An 18,427-nucleotide genomic window follows, 5' to 3' on the forward strand; every position below is an offset into this window, starting at 1 on the left:
GATTCACCTCTCGATACCGGCGGCGCGCCTGGGGTCCGTCCGGCGGATCCGGCCAGGACAGGGGCGGCGCCCGCCTCCACTACAATGGCTCGCATTCTACGGCCAGGCGCGGGCACGCCCGCTGCCGGGCCGCTGCCGGAAATATTGATGTCCAAGCTGGATCCGCTTTTCTCCTCCGAATTGGCGCGCGCCGAAACGCGCCGCGTGCGCCGCCGCCTGCGCACCGCCACCACCGCCGCTCCGGGACGCCTGGTCCTCGAGGGCGAGCCGGTCCTGAACTTCTCCAGCAACGATTACCTCGGCCTGTCGCGGCATCCGCTGCTGGTCGAACGGTCGCGCGAATGGGCGGCCCGCCACGGCGCGGGCGCCCAGGCCTCGCGCCTGGTGACGGGCAACCTGGACCTGCACGAACAGGTGGAGGCCAAGCTGGCCCGGCTGAAGGGCACTGAAGCCGCGCTGCTGCTGGCCTCGGGCTGGCAGGCCAATGCCGCCGTGCTGCCGGCGCTGCTGCGCGCCGCCGCCAGCCAGGGCGAGGTCGAGCTGTACGCCGACAAGCTCAACCATGCCAGCCTGCACCACGGTTGCCAGGCGGCGGGCGTGAAGCAGATCCGTTTCCGGCACAACGACCTGGACCATCTGGAAAGCCTGCTGGCGGCCAGGGCGCAAGCCGAGGCCCCCGGCCAGACTGTGTCGCGATTCATCGTCACCGAGAGCGTGTTCAGCATGGACGGCGACCGGACCGACGTGGAACGGTTGGCCGCCCTGGCCGACCGCTACCGCGCCTTCGTCTACCTGGACGAGGCGCACGCCACCGGCGTGCTGGGTCCCAACGGCATGGGCCTGGCGGGACTGGCGCCCGGCCGCATCGACCTGGCCATGGGCACCTTCAGCAAGGCGCTGGGCGGGTTCGGCGCCTATGTGGCCGGTTCACGCGCGCTGTGCGACTACCTGATCAACGCCTGCTCAGGCTTCATCTACACGACGGCGCTGCCGCCCGCTGTGCTGGGCGCCATGGATGCGGCGCTGGACCTGGTGCCCACGCTGGACGCCGAACGCGCCCGGCTGGCGACCGCAGGCGACAACCTGCGCGCCGCCCTGCGCTGCATGGGATTGGACACGGGGGCATCCTCCACCCAGATCGTGCCCGCCATCGTGGGCGACGAAGCCCGCGCCCTGGCGCTGGCCTCGGGGCTGGAACAGCGCGGCCTGCTGGCCGTGGCGATCCGCCCGCCCACCGTCCCCGCCGGCACCAGCCGCCTGCGCGTCACGCTGAGCGCAGCGCACCGCGACGTGGACGTGGCGCGGCTGATCGATGGCTTCGCCGCCGCGCTGGCGTGATGGGCGCTGCCTCCATGCAAGCCGGTATGCCCCGCCCCACCCTGCTGTTCGTGCACGGCTGGGCTTTCGACGCCTCGGTCTGGGCGCCGCTGCGCGCCGAACTCCAGGCATGGCCGCAAGCCGTTTTTGATGCCGGCTACTTCGGACCTGAGCAAGAGCCGGCCATCGGGGGCCCGGCGATCGCCATCGGCCATTCGCTGGGCGTGCTGCGCCTGCTGCGCCAACTGCCGCCAGGCTGCCTGGGACTGGTGTCCATCAACGGCTTCGCGCGCTTCACCGCCGGCGCGGACTTCGAAGCCGGCGTCGCGCCGCGCGTGCTGGAGCGCATGTCGAGGCGGCTGTCCTCGGACCCCGTGGCGGTGCTGCGCGACTTCCGCCAGCGCTGCGGCGACGACTCCGATGTCGGCGAGCCGCGGCTGGCGCCGCTGGCGCGCGACCTGCAAGCCTTGCGCGACGAAGACCGGCGCGCGGCCCTGGCGGCGCTGCCCGTGCCGCTGCTGGTCCTGGCCGGCGCGGACGATCCCATCGTTCCCGCGCCCATGACGCAGGCAGGCTTTGCCGGTCGGGCCGACACAGAGATCCACGAACGCGCGGGCGGCGGCCACCTGTTGCCCGTGTCCGATCCCGCCTGGTGCGCGGCGCATATCCGCGCCTTCATTTCCCGCCTGGCGGCCGCCGCATGACCCAAGCCCCGCGCAACGCCGGAATCGGCGCGCGCTTCGGCGCCGCCGCCCAGGCCTACGAGGACCACGCGTCCATCCAGCGCTTGGCGGCCGAACGGCTGGCCAGCGATATCGCCCTGCTACCCTTGCCCGCCCGCCCGCGCATCCTGGAGATCGGCTGCGGCACCGGCCTGCTGACCCAGGCGCTGGCGCGCCGCATCGGACCGGCCGACTGGACCATCACCGACATCGCTCCCGGCATGCTGGCTGCCTCGCAACGCGGCTCGGCCCTGCCGGGCACGGCCCGCTACCAGTTGCTGGACGGCGAGCATCCGGCCGGGCTTGCGGGCGGCTATGACCTGATCTGCTCCAGCCTGGCGGTACAGTGGTTTTCAGATCTGAACGCGGGGCTGGGCCGGCTGGCCGCGCTGCTGGCGCCGGGCGGCTGCCTGGCCGTGGCAACGCTGGCGGACGGCACGTTCCAGGAATGGCAGGATGCCCATGCCGCGGCCGGACTGAGCGCCGCCACGCCCCGCTATCCCGCCGTTGCCGCCATCCATCCGGACAGGGGCAATCTGGCCGGTGGCGTGCGCAGCGAACGGCTGATACAAAATCATCCTGACGGACTGCGTTTCCTGCGCGGTCTCAAGGGCATAGGCGCCACCGCGCCCGCCCCCGGGCGCGCGCCTCTGGGCGCGGCGCAGTTGCGGCGGGTATTGGCGGCGTTTGACGAACAAGGAGCCGGGGTGACCTATCACCTGGCCTACGGTATGTGGAAAAAAACCAAGCAACACCCCACCGGCGTTTTCGTGACCGGCACGGATACCGGCATCGGCAAGACCCTGGTGTCCGCGATCCTCGCGCGCGCCTGGAACGCCGACTACTGGAAACCGGTGCAGACGGGCGTGGCGGAAGAGCCGGGCGACACCGAAACCGTGGCGCAGCTGGCAGGGCTGCCGCCTGAACGCCTGCATCTGCCCGCCTATGTGCTGCAGGCGCCGCTGTCGCCCTGGGCCGCCGCCACGCTGGAAGACACCATCGTCGACGCCACCAGCATCGTGCCGCCGGCCACGCAGGCGCCGCTGATCGTGGAAGGCGCGGGCGGCCTCTACGTGCCGATCGACGACAGCCACATGATGATCGACCTGATCGCGCGGCTGGACCTGCCGGTGGTGCTGGCCGCGCGCAGCGGCCTGGGCACCATCAACCACACCCTGCTCAGCCTGGAAGCCCTCAAGCGCCGCGGCATTCCGGTGCTGGGCGTGATCATGAGCGGGCCGCTTTCGGCGGGCAACAAGGAAGCCATCGAGCGCTTCGGCGAGGTGCGCGTGCTGGCCGAGATTCCCCCCCTGTCCAAGGTCGACGCGCAAACCGTCGCGGCGCTGGCCAGCGCCATTCCGCCGCTGGCGGAATGCCTGCAGGCGCTGGGCGATGCGCCGGCCGTAGCCAGCTAGGCCCCGCACGCGGCCCCGGCACAGCGCGCTTTCCGGGGCCGGAGCCGTTACGCATTCGTACAAAATAAATTCCGCCTGCGGCCGCCCCCGCTTTTAGCGGATGCATGCCGCTGCATCGCTTTCCGGCTCCGCGGATGGCGCCCGCAGCCTCATGCAAAGCATGAACTTCCCGAGTGAAGGCGCAGGCCTTCTACATCCTTCAGCCACATCCGGATTCTCAAACCGGCGCTGCCGCGGCAGCCGCCGCCGCGCGGCTGCGCGTTGTTGACTACTAACGCAACACAACGATAATTTTCGCCACATTGGCAGTTCGATTCGCAGGTAGCTGGACGTGCAGGATTTCGTTCCTGGGTTTCCTTATTTGCAGGAGAACTGGCATGGTCACCAGAAGGCTGAACATTCCTGTCTTGGCCCCAAATCCCAACCGCAATTTCTTCGACGGCACCCGCCCAGGCCAAGCCGTGCTGCGTCCGGCCGATCTGCTGGCCTTGCGACTGGAGCTGCGCAATCTGACGGTCACGCCGGGCCAGCCGCCCCGCCTGAAGAAGGCGGGCGACGGGGCCGCCACGCTCATCGTCCACTTCCCGCCGCAGTCGATCACCGAAGAAACCTTCTTCGAAAAGCCGCCTCCCGACACCGCCGACCAGCCCGCGCCCCGCCCCACGCCGGACAAGCCGGCCCCCCCTCCCGGCGAGGAAGAAGACCCCACCGGCCCGCCAGTCCGTGCGCGCATCGCCGGCGAATCGCGGCTGGCCTTTGCCATTCCCGACGGCTTCGACGTGCCCTACACGCTGGAAGGCGTGCTGGCGGCGATGGAGTCCCTGCCCCAGGCCGTGGCCGCCAACGCGCGCCCGCCGGGGCCCAGCGCGCCGCGCCTGAACCTGCGCGACCTGTTCGACAAGCGCATCGACAAGCTCTCGCCGGTGCAGCGCGCGGCGCTGTCGAGCTTCGCGCTGCGCACTGCGCGCATCGTCACGCAACAGCATGCGCCCGCGGCACTGCTGCTGCGCCAGGCGGGCGGCGCGCCCGGCCTGCGCGCATTGCGCCTGGACGGCGGCGCACCCGTCCGTGAATTGCAGCGCACCAGCGCCCTGATCGAAATCCTCAGGCGCGGCCCCAAGCCCGCGCTGCCCGCCGCGCAACAGACGGCGATCGAACTGCCCTGGCGGCTGATCCTCAGCCCGCATGCAGACGAGCGCTGGCGCCACGCCAAGGCGCCGGCGACCTCCGGCGCCACGCAGCACACCGAGCTCTGGCATACCCAGCTGCTGGCCGCGCAGCCGGAGGACAGCGCCCGGGCGCCGCTCGCGGACGATCCCCGGCCCACCGTGCGCGCGGTCTGGGCGCTGGGCGGCGAAGGCACGACCAAGCCCATGCAGGCCGCGTTCCCAGTGCCGACGGTGACCTATCTGCCGCAGCCGAACACTTCGCCCTTCCGCATGCCGATGGACGATTTCGACCGCTTCCAGATCGCGCACCTGTCGTCGAACTTCTCCGTCGCCAACTACACGCCCCAGCCCGTCGACGCCAAGCTGCTGATGCTGTCCGCGCTGGGCGCGTGGCTGGATTCGCGCGGCAACTGGGACGCGCCGGGGCTGTCGCTGGAAGAATGGACGCATCGCGGCGCCATGGGCCGCGACCACTACGTCCGCGTCGTCTACAAGGGCCTGCTGTATCCCTTCGGCCACCGCGCCTCGCTGGTGAAGGTTAGCGAGCGCAAGTTCCATACGGGCAGGCCGGGCAACACGGCCTACCTGCGCCAGCGCCTGTTCATCATCGTGCGCGAGCGCGAGCGCGTCTACGCCGACCCGCAGCTGCAGACGCGGGACGACACGGGGAACATGATCTTCCTGCATCGCCGGATGCCGTTCTCCAGCGTGCGCATCCTGACCACCGTCACGCCCAGCCTGGACCCTCCCTCCTCCCAGGCCAGCAACATCGACGGCCTGGGGCAATTGCTGTTCTGGCCGTGCATAGGCGGAATCCCCTTCCGCTTCGCCTGTTCGGCCACCGACATCGACGGCCGCAACGTGCAGTTCGATCTGCCCATGATCTTCATGGACGGCGGCCGGGCCTGCCCGCGCAAGCTCAGCGGCCAATGGCTGACACCAGACTATGCGAACGCGGAAATTTTCGCGCAGCAGACGCGGGAGGCCTGGCGCAACGCCGAATCCAGCCGCCGCACCGCGCAGTTCAAGCAGCAGCGCGTCACGTTCGCCTCGCCGCTCAAGCCCGGCGATACCGCCGCGCAAGCGGAAACGATCGAGTTCGACGGCCTGGTCGATCCGGGCAATACCCAGCTGCGCGCCTACAGCGACTCGCTGAACGGCCCCCTGTTCTATCCAGGCATCAAGCGCGCCGCGATCCGCATCGCCGCGCTGGCCGAACTGACCGGCAGCGACAGCAACAGCGGGCTGAGCTGGAACGATCACTACCTGCGATTCGGATTCGACTCCGCCAACGTCGGCCAGGTCTTCGGCAACATAGACGCCGAGCCCGGCTACCGCGGCGATGCCGTGTTGAACTTCTCCGCCCAGGGCGACCGCGCAGGCGGCTTCGTGCAGCCGAATCTGCGCCCCACGGCCCTGTCGCGCATGGCCGGCCCGGTCAGCGGCAAGGTGGCGGACTTCGTGGCCGGCAAGATGAGCGGGCCCGACATCTTCCCCAAGGTCCTGTCCTCGGACCTGCCCTTTCCGCTGCTGTTCGGCTGCATTCCGCTGGGCGACGTGATCGAGGCAGTTTCCAACGCGGCCGGCACGCCGGAACAGGTGCCGCGCTTCGTATCGGAAGCCTGTTCGCAGCTTGAAAGCCTGGTCAACGAAATGGGCCGGCTCTACGGCCTGGTGGCGGACCTGGCGCAGCAGCCGGGCCGCATCGCCGAAGCCGCCTTGCAGGTGCTGAAGGACACCTTGCAGGATCTGCTCGGCCAGGCGCAGGCCTATGCCCAGAACCTGGTGCAGGACGCGAAGGCCCGCGTCAACGCGCTGATGGCCGCGCTGGAGGCGGTGCGCGCACAGGTCGCGCTGCTGGCCGGGCAGTCCTTCGACGCCGCGCCCGCGCTGCCGGGGCTGCCCGCGGTGCTCACCGCCGCGCGCGACGCCGCCACGGCGCTACGCACGGCCGCCGACGCGAAGGTCAATGGCGTGGGCTTGCCCGACGGTTTGCGCCTGTCGCTGCGCCAGGCCGCCAATACCGCCGGGATACTGCTGGACAGCGTGGGCGTCGTGCCCGCGCTGCTGGTGCAGGGCAAGGCGCTGTATGACGCGCTCGATGCGGTGGTGGGCCAGCCCGGCCAGCTGGACGAGCTTTTCAGCGACGCCGCGACGCTCACCCCGCGCCTGCAGGCCATCACCGACGCCGTCGGGCCGCTGTCCGGCACCATCGGCAGCGCGCGCCTGCTCGAAGGCGCGCCGCGCCAGATCGCGCAGACGGCGTTGAACGCGGTCAAGCTGGCGGTCGATGCGGTGCTGGCCAGCGCCGAGCTGCTGGAACTGCTGACCGGCGATGAACTCACCCTCCGCTTCGATTGGAATCCGGTGATCAAGAGCTGGTCGATCAAGCCCGGCGACCCGCCGCTGTTCCGCGTCAACGATGCGCGCGGCTTCCGGGTGGCAGTGGAAGCGCGCGTACGCAAGAACGGGCAGAGCGCGCCCAAGATGTCGGTGGTCTGCTCGCTGAAGGACTTCGACCTGGTGCTGATCGCGCCGGCCAGCTTCATGGAACTGAATTTCGAGAAGATCGAATTCCGCATCGACACGGCCGCGAGGATGGACGTGGACGTGCTGCTGACCGACATCAAGTTCGTCGGCCCCCTGTCCTTCGTCGAAACGCTGCGCGACCTGATCCCACTGGACGGATTCTCCGATCCGCCTTACCTGGACATCTCGGCCAAGGGGGTGGACGCGGGCTTCGACGTGGCGCTGCCGGCCGTCGCCATCGGCGTCTTCAATCTTTCCAACCTGAGCCTGGGCGCTGGCTTCACCGTGCCCTTCATCGGCCAGCCCCTGTCCGTGCGCTTCAATTTCTGCACGCGCGAACAGCCCTTCAATCTGTCGGTCTGCATGTTCGGCGGCGGCGGCTTTTTCGGCATCACGCTGGATCCCAGCGGCGTCCAGCTCATGGAGGCCGCCTTCGAGTTCGGCGCCAGCGTGTCGGTGAACCTGGGCGTGGCTTCGGGCGGCGTGCACGTCATGGCGGGCATCTACTTCCGCATGGAGAAGAACGCCTGCTCGCTGGCCGGGTACTTCCGCATGGGCGGCTGCGTCAGCGTGCTGGGCATCGTCAGCATTTCCATCGAGATCTACCTGGAATTGCGCTACGAGTTCGAAAGCGGCAAGTGCGCGGGGCGCGCCACCATCACGGTCGAGATCGAAGTCTTCATGTTCTCGATGAGCGTATCGCTGTCCTGCGAGCGCAAGTTTGCCGGGTCCAACGGCGACCCGGGCTTCCGCGACCTGATGGGGCCGCGTCCCGAGCTGCCGCTGGCACAGGAGCTGGCGCTGATCGACAACAGCACCGAGTACGCCTGGCGCGAATACGCCGAAGCCTTTGCCTGAGGAACGTCCATGGCCAAGCAAACGATAGTCTGGACCGCGATCCCCAACGGCCGCGTGCCGGCCGGCCCCGATGCAGGCCGGCTGCGCATCTCCATCGTGGCCTCGCCGCGCCTGACGCCGCAGGCCGCGGACGAGCAGCAACTGCACGCCTACGCCGACTGGGTCAACTGGCCGCGCACGCTGGAACGGCTGCGCTTCGTGCTGAACACCGGCATGGCGGAGATCGAGCTGGAGCCGCAGGCGCAGGCCGACGCGGCGTTGTGGGAACGGCTGCTGCCCAAGACCACGCCGGTCGCCGGCTTCGTGTTCCGCGACATGAGCAAGGTCAACCTGTTTTCGTATTCGGTGGCGGGCGTGCTGGGCCTGGCCCGCAAGCACTACGGCAGGCTGGCGGTGCAGGCCACCGGTACGCCACCCACGCTGCTGCCCTGGCGCGACGCGCATCCGGGCCTGAAGGACATGCTGGGCGACTGCGGCACGCGCACGACCTACATCTCGCTGGGCGACCGGCGCGTCGAGATGCCGCTGCCCGGCTTCGACCGCTTCTTCGACGACAGTGGCGACGGCGCCGAGCGCGTGCTGCGCTCGCAGGTCTACGGTCCGCACAGCATCTATGAGGGCCGCGCCGCAGCGCCGGGCGTGAACGCCGAGGGCAATCCCCAACCCGGGGTGAGCTTTCCGCTACGCGCCCTGCCCACCCGATGGAACGATGGCGGGCTCGCCGGCCCCGACCAGAACCTGATGAAGCTGTGGAACTCGCAGGCCGAGTACACCCTGTTCCAGGCTAACCGCTTCTATCGCCGCGATCCACCCACGGCGCAACAACGCAGCATCCGGCGGCCGGATGGCGAGAACGTGCCCGCGCCGCCCGCCCAGCCCGAAATGGATTTCCACGCCATCGTCGCGTCCTACGGCGACTATCCGGCGCTGCTGCGCCAGCTCGGTCTGGTCATCGACTGCCTGCTGCCGGCGGACTCGCCGATCGCGCAGCAACTGGCGGCCGCACCCGCAGCGCAAGGCTATTTCTTCCTGACCCTGCGCTGGGAAGACGGCCACGACGCGGGCGACGACGCTTGCCCCGCCACCGCCTGGACGGGCGACGCGGAACGCTTCACCACGCGCCCCCGCAACCCCGCCGACCATGAGCGCGGCATGCTGAAACTGCGCCGCGCCGACGACAGCTGGAACCTGTACGAGCCGCGCAGCCCCTTCGACGTCTATCAGGCAGACCCCGACGGCGCGGCGCTCAAAACCGTGGACTTCGTGCTGAGCGCCCAGAACCTGATCGCCAAAAGCCTGGCGCTGGGCGCCGACGGCGCGGTGACCTACACCACCGGCGACAAGCAAGGCGTGGCCGCGCTGCGCTCGGGCGGCCTGGGCGTGGCGCGCCGTGGCCGCGCCTGGGAAGTGGCGCAGAACGCGGCTGCCGCGGCCCTGAAGAACGCCGCCTTGTCCGGCGCGCCGGGCAGCATCGTGCTGTATGCCGAGGACCTGCTGCGCGGCTATCGCGTGGACGCGCAGCCGCAAGCGCCCGGCGATCCGCCGCCCTGGCGCTCGCTGTGCCAGCGCGCCGGCACCTACCGCTGCACCGACGGCGGCGCCCCGCTGCAATTGCCCGACGACGAGGGCTATGTCAAAGGCGCCTCCACCAGCGGCGGCGAGGACCCGGAAGACCAATACCTGCATGAATCCCTGTTCCGCTGGACCGGCTGGAGCCTGGTGGCGCCGCGCCCCGGGCGCACCCTGCGCGACCGCGTGGACCCAGATAGCGGGGTGCAGGGCGAGACGCCGGAGGACGTGCAGGACACCGCCACGGAAAAAGGCAACGGCCTGGCGGTCAGCTTCACGGCTGCCAAGGGCAGCCTGCCGCGCCTGCGCTTCGGCATGCCCTACCGCTTCCGCGCGCGCCTGGTGGACCTGGCCGGCAACAGCCTGGCGCTCGATGACCCCTCGCTCAAGCAGGACGACAACGCCACGCAGCCGGTCGTCTACTGGCGCTTCGAACCCGTCGATCCGCCGGCGCTGGTGCAGCGCGCCCGCGTCAGCGAAGGCGAATCGCTGGAACGCATGGTGATCCGCAGCAATACTGGGTTGGATCCGGCCGCCTACCTCGACAGCCCCGACTTCAAGCAAGCCCGCCTGCAGGACGCCTCCAAGGACTTCGCGTACACGGCAGTCAACGAACGCCACGTGGTGCCGCCCAAGGCATCCCAGCTGCAATGCGAAACGCACGGCCTGTTCGACGCCATGATGGGCGATCCCGCCGGCATCAAGCAGGCCTATGAAATCGCGGCCCGCGATGCGGCCACGCTTTACGACAAGGGGCCGGACACGGATATAGAACTGGTGACGCCGCAGGCGCTGGAGCAGGTGGCGACCACCGAGCAGGTGCCGCCGCGACTGCCCTCGGCCGAGCAGCCTACCGGCGAGCGCCTGGCCGCCGGGCAGTATGTCATCCACCGCGAAGCCCAGGTGCTCACGCCCTATCTGCCGGACCCGGCGGCCGGCGGCATCGCGCTGCGCGCCCAGCCAGGCTACGCCTTGCCCGGCGTCACCGGCCCCAAGGTGTTGGGCCCCAGCGCCGTCATCGCGCAGACGCCTGCCCAGGAGCTGGTGCTGCTGGTGGCGCACGCATCCAAGTGGCCCGACACGCAGGGCTTGCGCATCGTGCTGCAAGAGCGCCGCGCCACCCTGACCGATCCGCCCTGCTCGGAGGACTTTCCCGACGATGGCCTGCCCACCTGGGACGAGGCCAAACGGGTCCTGACCTTCTACCTGCCCAAGGGCCGCATCGCCCGGCTGCGCTATTCCAGCTTTGTGAATCCCGGCCTGGCCAACACCTTCGGCATACCCGCCTGGGCGAACAACGAGGGCGAGCGCGCCACGCTGCGCCTGTCGTCGGTGCTGGGCGGCTGCTGGATGGTCACGCCCTATCGTCCGCTGGTGCTGGTGCACGCAACGCAGCAGCCGATATGCGAGCCCCTGCTGCTGATGGCCGAGGAACCGCAGCGCGGGCCTGGCGATGCCCACGCGGACCTGTACGCCCGCGTGCGGCTGCACGGCCCCACCACCGGCAAGGTCGAGATCGAGGCCGACTGGCGCGAATGGGTGGACGACCTGCAGAAGCTGCGTCCGGAACGCCATGCCGGCCATGGCGTGCTGGCCGAGGTCCCCTTGTCGGAAAACTACGCGAACCTCTTCAGCCTGAGCAACGCGGTGAAGGAACAACTGAACGCCGACGGGAAGCTGCGCGCGCGCGGCGACCGCCATGAGTTCGGCGACACCCGCTTCCGGCTCATCCGCTACCGCCTGCGCGCCGCCACGCGCTTTCGCGAATACCTGCCGCCCTCGCTTTACGCGCAGACGGACAAGGTCACGCGGCTGGGGCCCGTCGCCGATGGCCCGCTGGTAGAAGTGGGCGCGGACGATGACCCCGGCGCCCCGGTGCTCAGGCGCGACGGCCGGGCGCAGAACACTGTCGTGCGCGCCAGCGCGCCGCCGGACGCCCCCGTCCTCACCTACGTGGTGCCAACCTTCCGCTGGCAGGAAACAGCGGGTGCCGGCAAGCTGGACGTGACGCGGCTGGGCAACGGCCTGCGGGTCTGGTTGGAGCGTCCCTGGTTCTCTTCCGGCGACGGCGAGCTGCTGGGCGTGGTGATCGCGGGCGACGGCCAGAACTTCACCGACATCGGCAATCCGCTGACGCCGCTGGTGACGCAGTGGGGCATGGATCCGCTGTGGGAGACGCCCCCGCCCAAGCACAAGGCGCGCGTGTCGGACTTCTCTGCGCGCGTCACCGATGAGCAGGTCTACCTGCAGGAAATCCCGTCCCAGCTGGTCCACGTGGTCGGACACCGCGTGCGCTGGAGCGAGGAACGCGCGCGCTGGTATTGCGACATCGAACTCGATCCCGGCCGGACCTACATGCCCTTCGTGCGCCTGGCGCTGGCGCGCTATCAGCCCAACGCCATCAGTTCCGCCAAGCTGTCGCGGGTGGTGCAGGCCGAGTTCTCCCAGGTGCTGCCGCGCCGGCGCGCGGTGTTCGAAATCAAGCGCGGCCGGCTGACGTTCAGCCTGCGCGGCGTGGTCCCCAAGCATGGGCCCATGAAGTTCCCGCTGGACTCCGAGTACCTGAACATCTCCTTCATCCCCGGCATAGGCCAGACCGCCGAAAGCGGCCGCAACCGCGTGGAACTGGTGCTGCAGACGCGCGATCCGGCGTTGGACAGCGACCTGGCCTGGAGCGATGCCAAGGTGCTGGCATCGGGCCTGCTGGACCCGGCGGGACCGCCCCCCCAGCCGTCCGGCCCGGGCCCCATCCTCATAGACCGCATGCGCGAGCTGCCCATCCTGGAAACCGCCACGCCCACGACGCTCGCCGATCTTTCGCGCTTGGGCAACGTGGTGGTCGGCCCGGTGGTACGTTTTCCGCCCGTGCTGGAAGGCCCTCTGTTGGGCGAACTGCTGGACCCGGTCATCTGGACCGCCAGCGCCGCGCTCCCCGACAGCGGCGGCAAGCCGGCGCGCATCGCGGTGCGCGAGTACGAGCGCTACTACACCGACAGCGCTGTGCCCGAACGGCGCGCCGGCGCCACGCAGCAGCGCCGCGTGGTGGAGGAAAGGCTGGTGTACTCGGCGTTCTTCGGGCTCTAAAAAAAAGGGGTGCCCGAAGGCACCCAAATCCACCCTACAACAGCAACTACAACTGCATAACTCTCCTGCGGCGCTTACGCGACCTTCTGCTCCTTGCCGTGTTCGAACTGGGCCTCTTCCGTCGAGCCCGTCAACGCGGTGGTCGAGGACTGGCCGCCTTCGATGGTCTGCGTGACGGCGTCGAAGTAGCCGGTGCCGACTTCGCGCTGGTGCTTCACGGCGGTGAAGCCCATTTCAGCAGCGGCGAATTCCTTCTGCTGCAGTTCGACAAAGGCGCTCATCTGGCGGCGGGCGTAGCCGTGGGCCAGTTCGAACATGCCGTAGTTCAGCGCGTGGAAGCCGGCCAGCGTGATGAACTGGAACTTGTAGCCCATGGCGCCCAGCTCGCGCTGGAACTTGGCGATGGTGCCGTCATCCAGGTTCTTCTTCCAGTTGAACGAGGGCGAGCAGTTGTACGCCAGCAGCTTGCCCGGGAACTGGCGATGGATGGCCTCGGCGAACTTGCGGGCGTATTCCAGGTTGGGCGTGGACGTTTCGCACCAGATCAGGTCGGCGTACGGGGCATAGGCCAGGCCGCGCGAGATGGCCTGGTCGATGCCGGCCTTGGTGCGGAAGAAGCCTTCGACGGTGCGCTCGCCGGTGATGAAGGGACGGTCGTTTTCGTCGACGTCGCTGGTCACCAGGTCAGCCGCGTCGGCGTCGGTGCGGGCCAGCAGCACGGTGGGCGTGCCCATCGTGTCGGCCGCCAGGCGCGCCGACACCAGCTTGGCCACGGCTTCGCGGGTCGGAACCAGCACCTTGCCGCCCATGTGGCCGCACTTCTTCACCGAAGCCAGCTGGTCTTCGAAGTGCACGCCCGAGGCGCCCGCTTCGATCATGGCCTTCATCAGTTCGAAGGCGTTCAGCACGCCGCCGAAGCCGGCCTCGGCGTCCGCCACGATGGGCGCGAAGAAATCGATGTAGCCTTCGTCGCCCGGGTTCTTGCCTTCCATCCACTGGATCTGGTCGCAGCGGGTCAGCGAGTTGTTGATGCGGCGGACCACCTGCGGCACCGAGTTGGCGGGGTACAGCGACTGGTCGGGATACATTTCGCCGGCCAGGTTGGCATCGCCGGCAACCTGCCATCCCGACAGGTAGATGGCCTTCAGGCCGGCCTTGACCTGCTGCATGGCCTGGTTGCCGGTCAGGGCGCCCAGCGAATTCACGAAAGGCTCGCTATGCAGCAGTTCCCACAGGCGGGTGGCGCCGCGGCGCGCCAGCGTGTGTTCCACGCCGATGGAGCCACGCAGGCGGATGACGTCCTCGGCGCTGTAGTCGCGCTTGATGCCTTGCCAGCGGGCGTTTTCGGCCCAGTCCTTCTGCAGATTGCGGATTTCGGTTTCGCGGTGGCTCATGGTGATGCTCCTGGTCAGTGATGGGAAGACTTCAAAAGATTCGCGTCCTGCGTTGCGTGAATCGTTGGACAAAGTCTATGCCTCTGCTGCGGAGCAATGTGGGCTTATGTCTTATACAAGACGAAAAATATTATTCTTATAAATCAATAATTTATAAATTCAATTTCGTATTGCGAAACGCAATTATCATCTGTGAAATGGGTTCCCGCTGCTGCGCAGCAGTGGCTTTCACATGACGAAGGTTACATTTCACGATATGGAAAATCAGGCTTTTTTGTCAGCGCCTACAATGCGCTCATTCTTCAAGTTTCCGATGACTCCGCTATGACGCTGTCCCACGGCCCGCTGGGCCAGAGCGTGGCCTACGCCTCGCAATACGACCCCTCGCTGCTCTTCCCCATCGCGCGTGCGCACAACCGCAAGGCGCTGAACCTGGAAGCAGGCAAGCTGCCCTTCACCGGCGTGGACCTGTGGAACGCCTACGAGCTGTCGTGGCTGGACGCCAAGGGCAAGCCGCGGGTGGCCATGGCCACCTTCACGGTGCCGGCCGACAGCCCCAACATCATCGAGTCCAAGTCCTTCAAGCTTTACCTGAACTCGTTCAACCAGACCCGCCTGGTCAATTCGGCCGCCTTGCGCGGCCGTCTGGAACGCGACCTGAGCGCCGCCGCCGGCGCGCCGGTGGGACTGGATTTCTTCCTGCCGCAGCGTTTCTCCGAGTTGCAGATGGGCGAGCTGGACGGCATCTATATAGACAAGCTGGACATCGAGATCGACACCTACGAGCCCGCGCCCGAAGTGCTGCGCACCCGCCCGGGCGAAGTGGTCGAGGAAACGCTGGCTTCGCGCCTGTTGAAATCGAACTGCCCCGTGACGGGCCAGCCCGACTGGGCCAGCGTCCAGATCCGCTACCGCGGCGCGCCGATAGACCGCGAGTCGCTGCTGCGCTATGTGGTGTCGTTCCGCCAACACGCGGAGTTCCACGAGCATTGCGTCGAGCGCATCTTCAGCGACATCATGCAGGCCTGCCGGCCAGAGCAGTTGACGGTCTATGCGCGCTACACGCGCCGCGGCGGGCTGGACATCAATCCGTGGCGCAGCAACTTCGAAGCCGGCCCGCCGGCGGACGTGCGCACCGTCCGCCAGTAGATTCCCGCAACCGCCCTACTTCACAAAGGGTTCGGGCCGCGGCGTGTCGTCCGCCGACGGCGGCAGCACCGGATACTGGAAGGCCGGCTGATCGCCCGTCAGGGTCTTCAGGAACGCCACGATCTGCGCGTTCTCATCCGGCGTGAAGGTCCGGCCCAGCTGCAAGCGGCCCATCACATCCACCGCCTGCGTCAGCGTGGCTGCCTCGCCGTCATGGAAGTACGGATAGGTCAGCGCCACGTTGCGCAGCGTCGGCACCTTGAAGTTGAAGCGGTCGGCGTCCTTGCCCGTCACCGCCGCGCGGCCCTCGGCCTTGTTCTCGGTGACGTAGGGCGTGACCAGGCCCATCTTCTGGAACGAATTGCCGCCCACCGCCACGCCGTTGTGGCAGGCCACGCAACCACTGTTCTTGAACAGTTCATAGCCCGCCAGCTCACGCACGGTCAGTGCCTTCTGGTCGCCGCGCAGCCACTGGTCGAAGCGCGAGTTGGGCGTCACCAGCGTTTCCTCAAACGCGGCCAGGGCGCCGGTGACCTCTTCGATCGTGATGTCGTCCTTGCCGAAGACCTGCTTGAATTCCGCCCGATAGCCGGGGATGGAGTTCAGCACCTGCACGGCCAGTTCGTGGGTGGAGGCCATTTCCATGGGGTTGGCGATGGGGCCGCCCGCCTGCTCGCGCAGATCCTTGGCGCGGCCGTCCCAGAATTGGGCGATGTTCAGGCTGGAATTGAGCACCGTCGGCGAGTTGATCGAGCCCTGCTGCCACTTGTGGCCGATCGAGGCCTTGAGATTGTCCGAGCCGCCCATGCCCAGGTTGTGGCAGGAATTACAGGAAATCGCGCCCGAGCGCGACAGGCGCGGATCGAAGAAGAGCTTCTTGCCCAACTCGACCTTGGCCGGCTCCTTGATGACCGCCGGCTCGACCGGCTGTATCGGTTCCTGCGAGGCTGCACTGGCCAGACCCATCCAACTGCCCAAGGCGACCCCTGCCGCCAGCAACGCGCTTGCCCTTCTCATTTGCTTCTCCTGAGTAATGACCACTTCACTGACAAGGTCATTACATCAGAGAGACGCCGCATCAACCTTGCGTAGGGTCAAACCGCCGGGGCGCCCGCCCCGGCGGGTTCAGGATCGTGCGGCAGCCGAGGCCGGGGCTGCGGGTTCCGCGCGGCGCGCCTGCACCGCGATCCACTGCGCCAGGAAGGCCGCGGCGGCGAACGCCACGCCGGCGCCCACCCAAGGACCCTGGCGCAGGCCGGCGTCCAGCAGCAGGCCGAATGCCAGCGGGCCCAGCGCCGAGCCCACGTCCATGCCGGAATACACCAGCCCGTAGACGGATCCGGTGGATCCCTTGGGCGTGACGCGGCGGATCAGCATGTCGCGCGACGGCGCCGCCACGCCGGAGCAAAAGCCAGCCAGGGCCACCACGGGCGCGGCCAGGACGGCGGGTACCAGGCCCAGCGCCAGCACCACCAGGGTCAAACCCGCCAGGATCAGCGCCACCATTACGGTGCGCTCGGTGCGCGGATTGGCCGAGACCAGGAAACCGCCCGCGGCCATGCCGACGGCCGAAGCCACCATATAGCCGGACAGCGCCGAACTGGCGGCAACCTTGGACAGGTCATACAGCTGGCCCAGCAAGGGAATGGTGTAGTTCTGCACCGAGGACAGCGCGATGGAGGTGCAGGCGAAGAACAGGAATGCGCCCCACAGCGCCGGCTTGGACAACAGCGTGGCCAGCGTGGTCAGCACGCTTTCCTGGGGTTTCGCGGCGGGCTTGGCGGCAGCCTTGCCGGTTTCCGCGTCCGCATGGCCTTCCAGCGGCGACGGGCCGCCAAGCAGGTCGCGGCCTAGTATCGTCAACAGCAGCACCAGCGCCACCAGCCCGGCGGCGCTATAGGCCGCCACGCGCCAGTCCGCCAGCAAGGTGATGCTGGTCATGAAAACGGGGGTCAGCGCCCAACCCAGGTTGCCCGTCAGCCCGTGCGCGGAGAACGCGTGCCCCAGCCGTGCCGCGGAAACCCGATGGTTGATGATCGAATAGTCGGCAGGATGGAACACGGAATTGCCGATGCCGCCCACGACCGCCGCCGCAATCAGCATGGCGTAGCCGTTGGCCGATCCGATCAGCACTCCCGACAGCACGAAACACGCCAGCCCGAACCACAGCACCGGCCGCGCACCGATCCGGTCGACCACGAAGCCCGAAGACGCCTGGCCGATGCCGGACACCACGTAGAACGTGGACACCAGCAGCCCAAGGCGGGCGAAGTCCAGGCCGAACTCGTTGCCCAGCGAGACATAGAGCGAGGGCAGCACCAGTTGGAAGAAGTGGGAGGAAGCATGGGCCACGCCGATCAGCATGATGAGCTTCCAGTCGCGCCGGCGGGCGGCGGCGTCCAGGGCCAGGGTATTCGCAGCGGTGTTCATTGCAGGCAGCCGCGGTCAGCGGCGGGTGGCGCGGCGCCAGGGGCGATGCGCAGGTTGTCTCCGGCAACGCCCGGTGCTCCGGGCGTTGGACTATGAGGCGCCATGCCGGACATGCCGGCCGATCGCTCTTTATATGTAACGGCGGCCGCCTTGCGCGAGCCGGGCCGCCGTTGTGCAAACCAATACTACAGGGCCTTTTCGCGGATGGCGGGCCAGGCGCGCTGCAGGTAATACAGCATCGACCATACCGTCAGCACCGCCGCCACGATGATCAGCACATCGCCCAGCAGGCGCGCGCTGACGCCGTAGATCGGCTGGTTGTACAGCAAGCACGGAATCGCCACCATCTGCGCGGCCGTCTTGAACTTGCCCAGCCGGTGCACCGCCACGCTGGCGCTGGCGCCGATCTTGGCCATCCATTCGCGCAGGGCGGAAATCGTGATTTCACGGCCGATGATGATCAGGGAAATAAAGGCATCGACGCGGCTGAGGTCCAGCAGGACGATCAGGGCGGCGCAGACCATCAGCTTGTCGGCGACCGGATCCAGGAAGGCGCCGAACGCCGAGGTCTGGTTCCAGCGGCGGGCCAGCCAGCCGTCGAACCAATCCGTCAGCGCCGCAATAATGAAAGCCCAGGCGGCGAAGGTGTCGCGAACAGGGACCGACATCCAGCTTTCGGGCAGGTAGAACAGCCCGACCACCAGCGGAATCATGGCGATGCGCAGCCATGTCAGGATAATGGGTACATTAATTGGCATAGTGTCCGTATGCTACATCAAGAGTGGGGTAGC

10 protein-coding genes are annotated in these 18,427 nt (G+C 68.2%); 6 read left to right on the top strand and 4 right to left on the bottom strand.

Annotated features, from left to right (window positions below):
- Positions 1-147 precede the first annotated feature (147 nt).
- From AC3WOB_RS22530 to AC3WOB_RS22550, 5 genes are all read left to right on the top strand, one after another.
- Positions 148-1,338, top strand: a complete 1,191-nt coding sequence (locus tag AC3WOB_RS22530) for an aminotransferase class I/II-fold pyridoxal phosphate-dependent enzyme (protein WP_492276242.1) — start codon at positions 148-150, stop codon at positions 1,336-1,338.
- Between the two features lie 26 nt (positions 1,339-1,364).
- The gene (locus tag AC3WOB_RS22535; RefSeq protein ID WP_492276243.1) at positions 1,365-2,021 is read left to right on the top strand and encodes an alpha/beta fold hydrolase; all 657 of its coding nucleotides are present in this window, start codon (positions 1,365-1,367) and stop codon (positions 2,019-2,021) included.
- Entirely contained in the window at positions 2,018-3,454 is a 1,437-nt protein-coding gene (gene bioD / locus AC3WOB_RS22540; RefSeq protein WP_492276244.1) for a dethiobiotin synthase, read from the top strand. The genes AC3WOB_RS22535 and bioD overlap by 4 nt, the downstream gene beginning before the upstream one ends.
- Positions 3,455-3,831: 377 nt before the next feature.
- Positions 3,832-8,010: a hypothetical protein gene (locus AC3WOB_RS22545; protein WP_492276245.1), complete on the top strand. Its 4,179-nt coding sequence runs from the start codon at positions 3,832-3,834 to the stop codon at positions 8,008-8,010.
- 9 nt (positions 8,011-8,019) lie between these two features.
- Positions 8,020-12,663, top strand: a complete 4,644-nt coding sequence (locus AC3WOB_RS22550; RefSeq protein WP_492276246.1) for a hypothetical protein — start codon at positions 8,020-8,022, stop codon at positions 12,661-12,663.
- Between the two features lie 74 nt (positions 12,664-12,737).
- Here the strand turns inward: AC3WOB_RS22550 and aceA are convergent, their stop codons facing one another.
- Entirely contained in the window at positions 12,738-14,057 is a 1,320-nt protein-coding gene (gene aceA, locus AC3WOB_RS22555) for an isocitrate lyase (RefSeq protein WP_013394999.1), read from the bottom strand.
- Between the two features lie 324 nt (positions 14,058-14,381).
- Here aceA and queF point away from each other — a divergent pair, with 324 nt between their 5' ends.
- The gene (gene queF / locus AC3WOB_RS22560) at positions 14,382-15,206 is read left to right on the top strand and encodes an NADPH-dependent 7-cyano-7-deazaguanine reductase QueF (RefSeq protein ID WP_492276247.1); all 825 of its coding nucleotides are present in this window, start codon (positions 14,382-14,384) and stop codon (positions 15,204-15,206) included.
- A 15-nt stretch (positions 15,207-15,221) separates the two neighbouring features.
- Here queF and AC3WOB_RS22565 read toward each other — a convergent pair whose 3' ends face one another.
- From AC3WOB_RS22565 to pgsA, 3 genes are all read right to left on the bottom strand, one after another.
- Positions 15,222-16,223 (bottom strand): cytochrome-c peroxidase, encoded by a 1,002-nt coding sequence (locus AC3WOB_RS22565; protein WP_492276248.1) that lies wholly within the window; start codon positions 16,221-16,223, stop codon positions 15,222-15,224.
- Positions 16,224-16,331: 108 nt separating this feature from the next.
- The gene (locus AC3WOB_RS22570) at positions 16,332-17,636 is read right to left on the bottom strand and encodes an MFS transporter (protein WP_013395002.1); all 1,305 of its coding nucleotides are present in this window, start codon (positions 17,634-17,636) and stop codon (positions 16,332-16,334) included.
- Between the two features lie 185 nt (positions 17,637-17,821).
- The gene (gene pgsA, locus AC3WOB_RS22575) at positions 17,822-18,394 is read right to left on the bottom strand and encodes a CDP-diacylglycerol--glycerol-3-phosphate 3-phosphatidyltransferase (protein ID WP_013395003.1); all 573 of its coding nucleotides are present in this window, start codon (positions 18,392-18,394) and stop codon (positions 17,822-17,824) included.
- Positions 18,395-18,427: the final 33 nt, after the last annotated feature.

The organism is Achromobacter sp. FW305-C-30-7 (assembly GCF_058783105.1).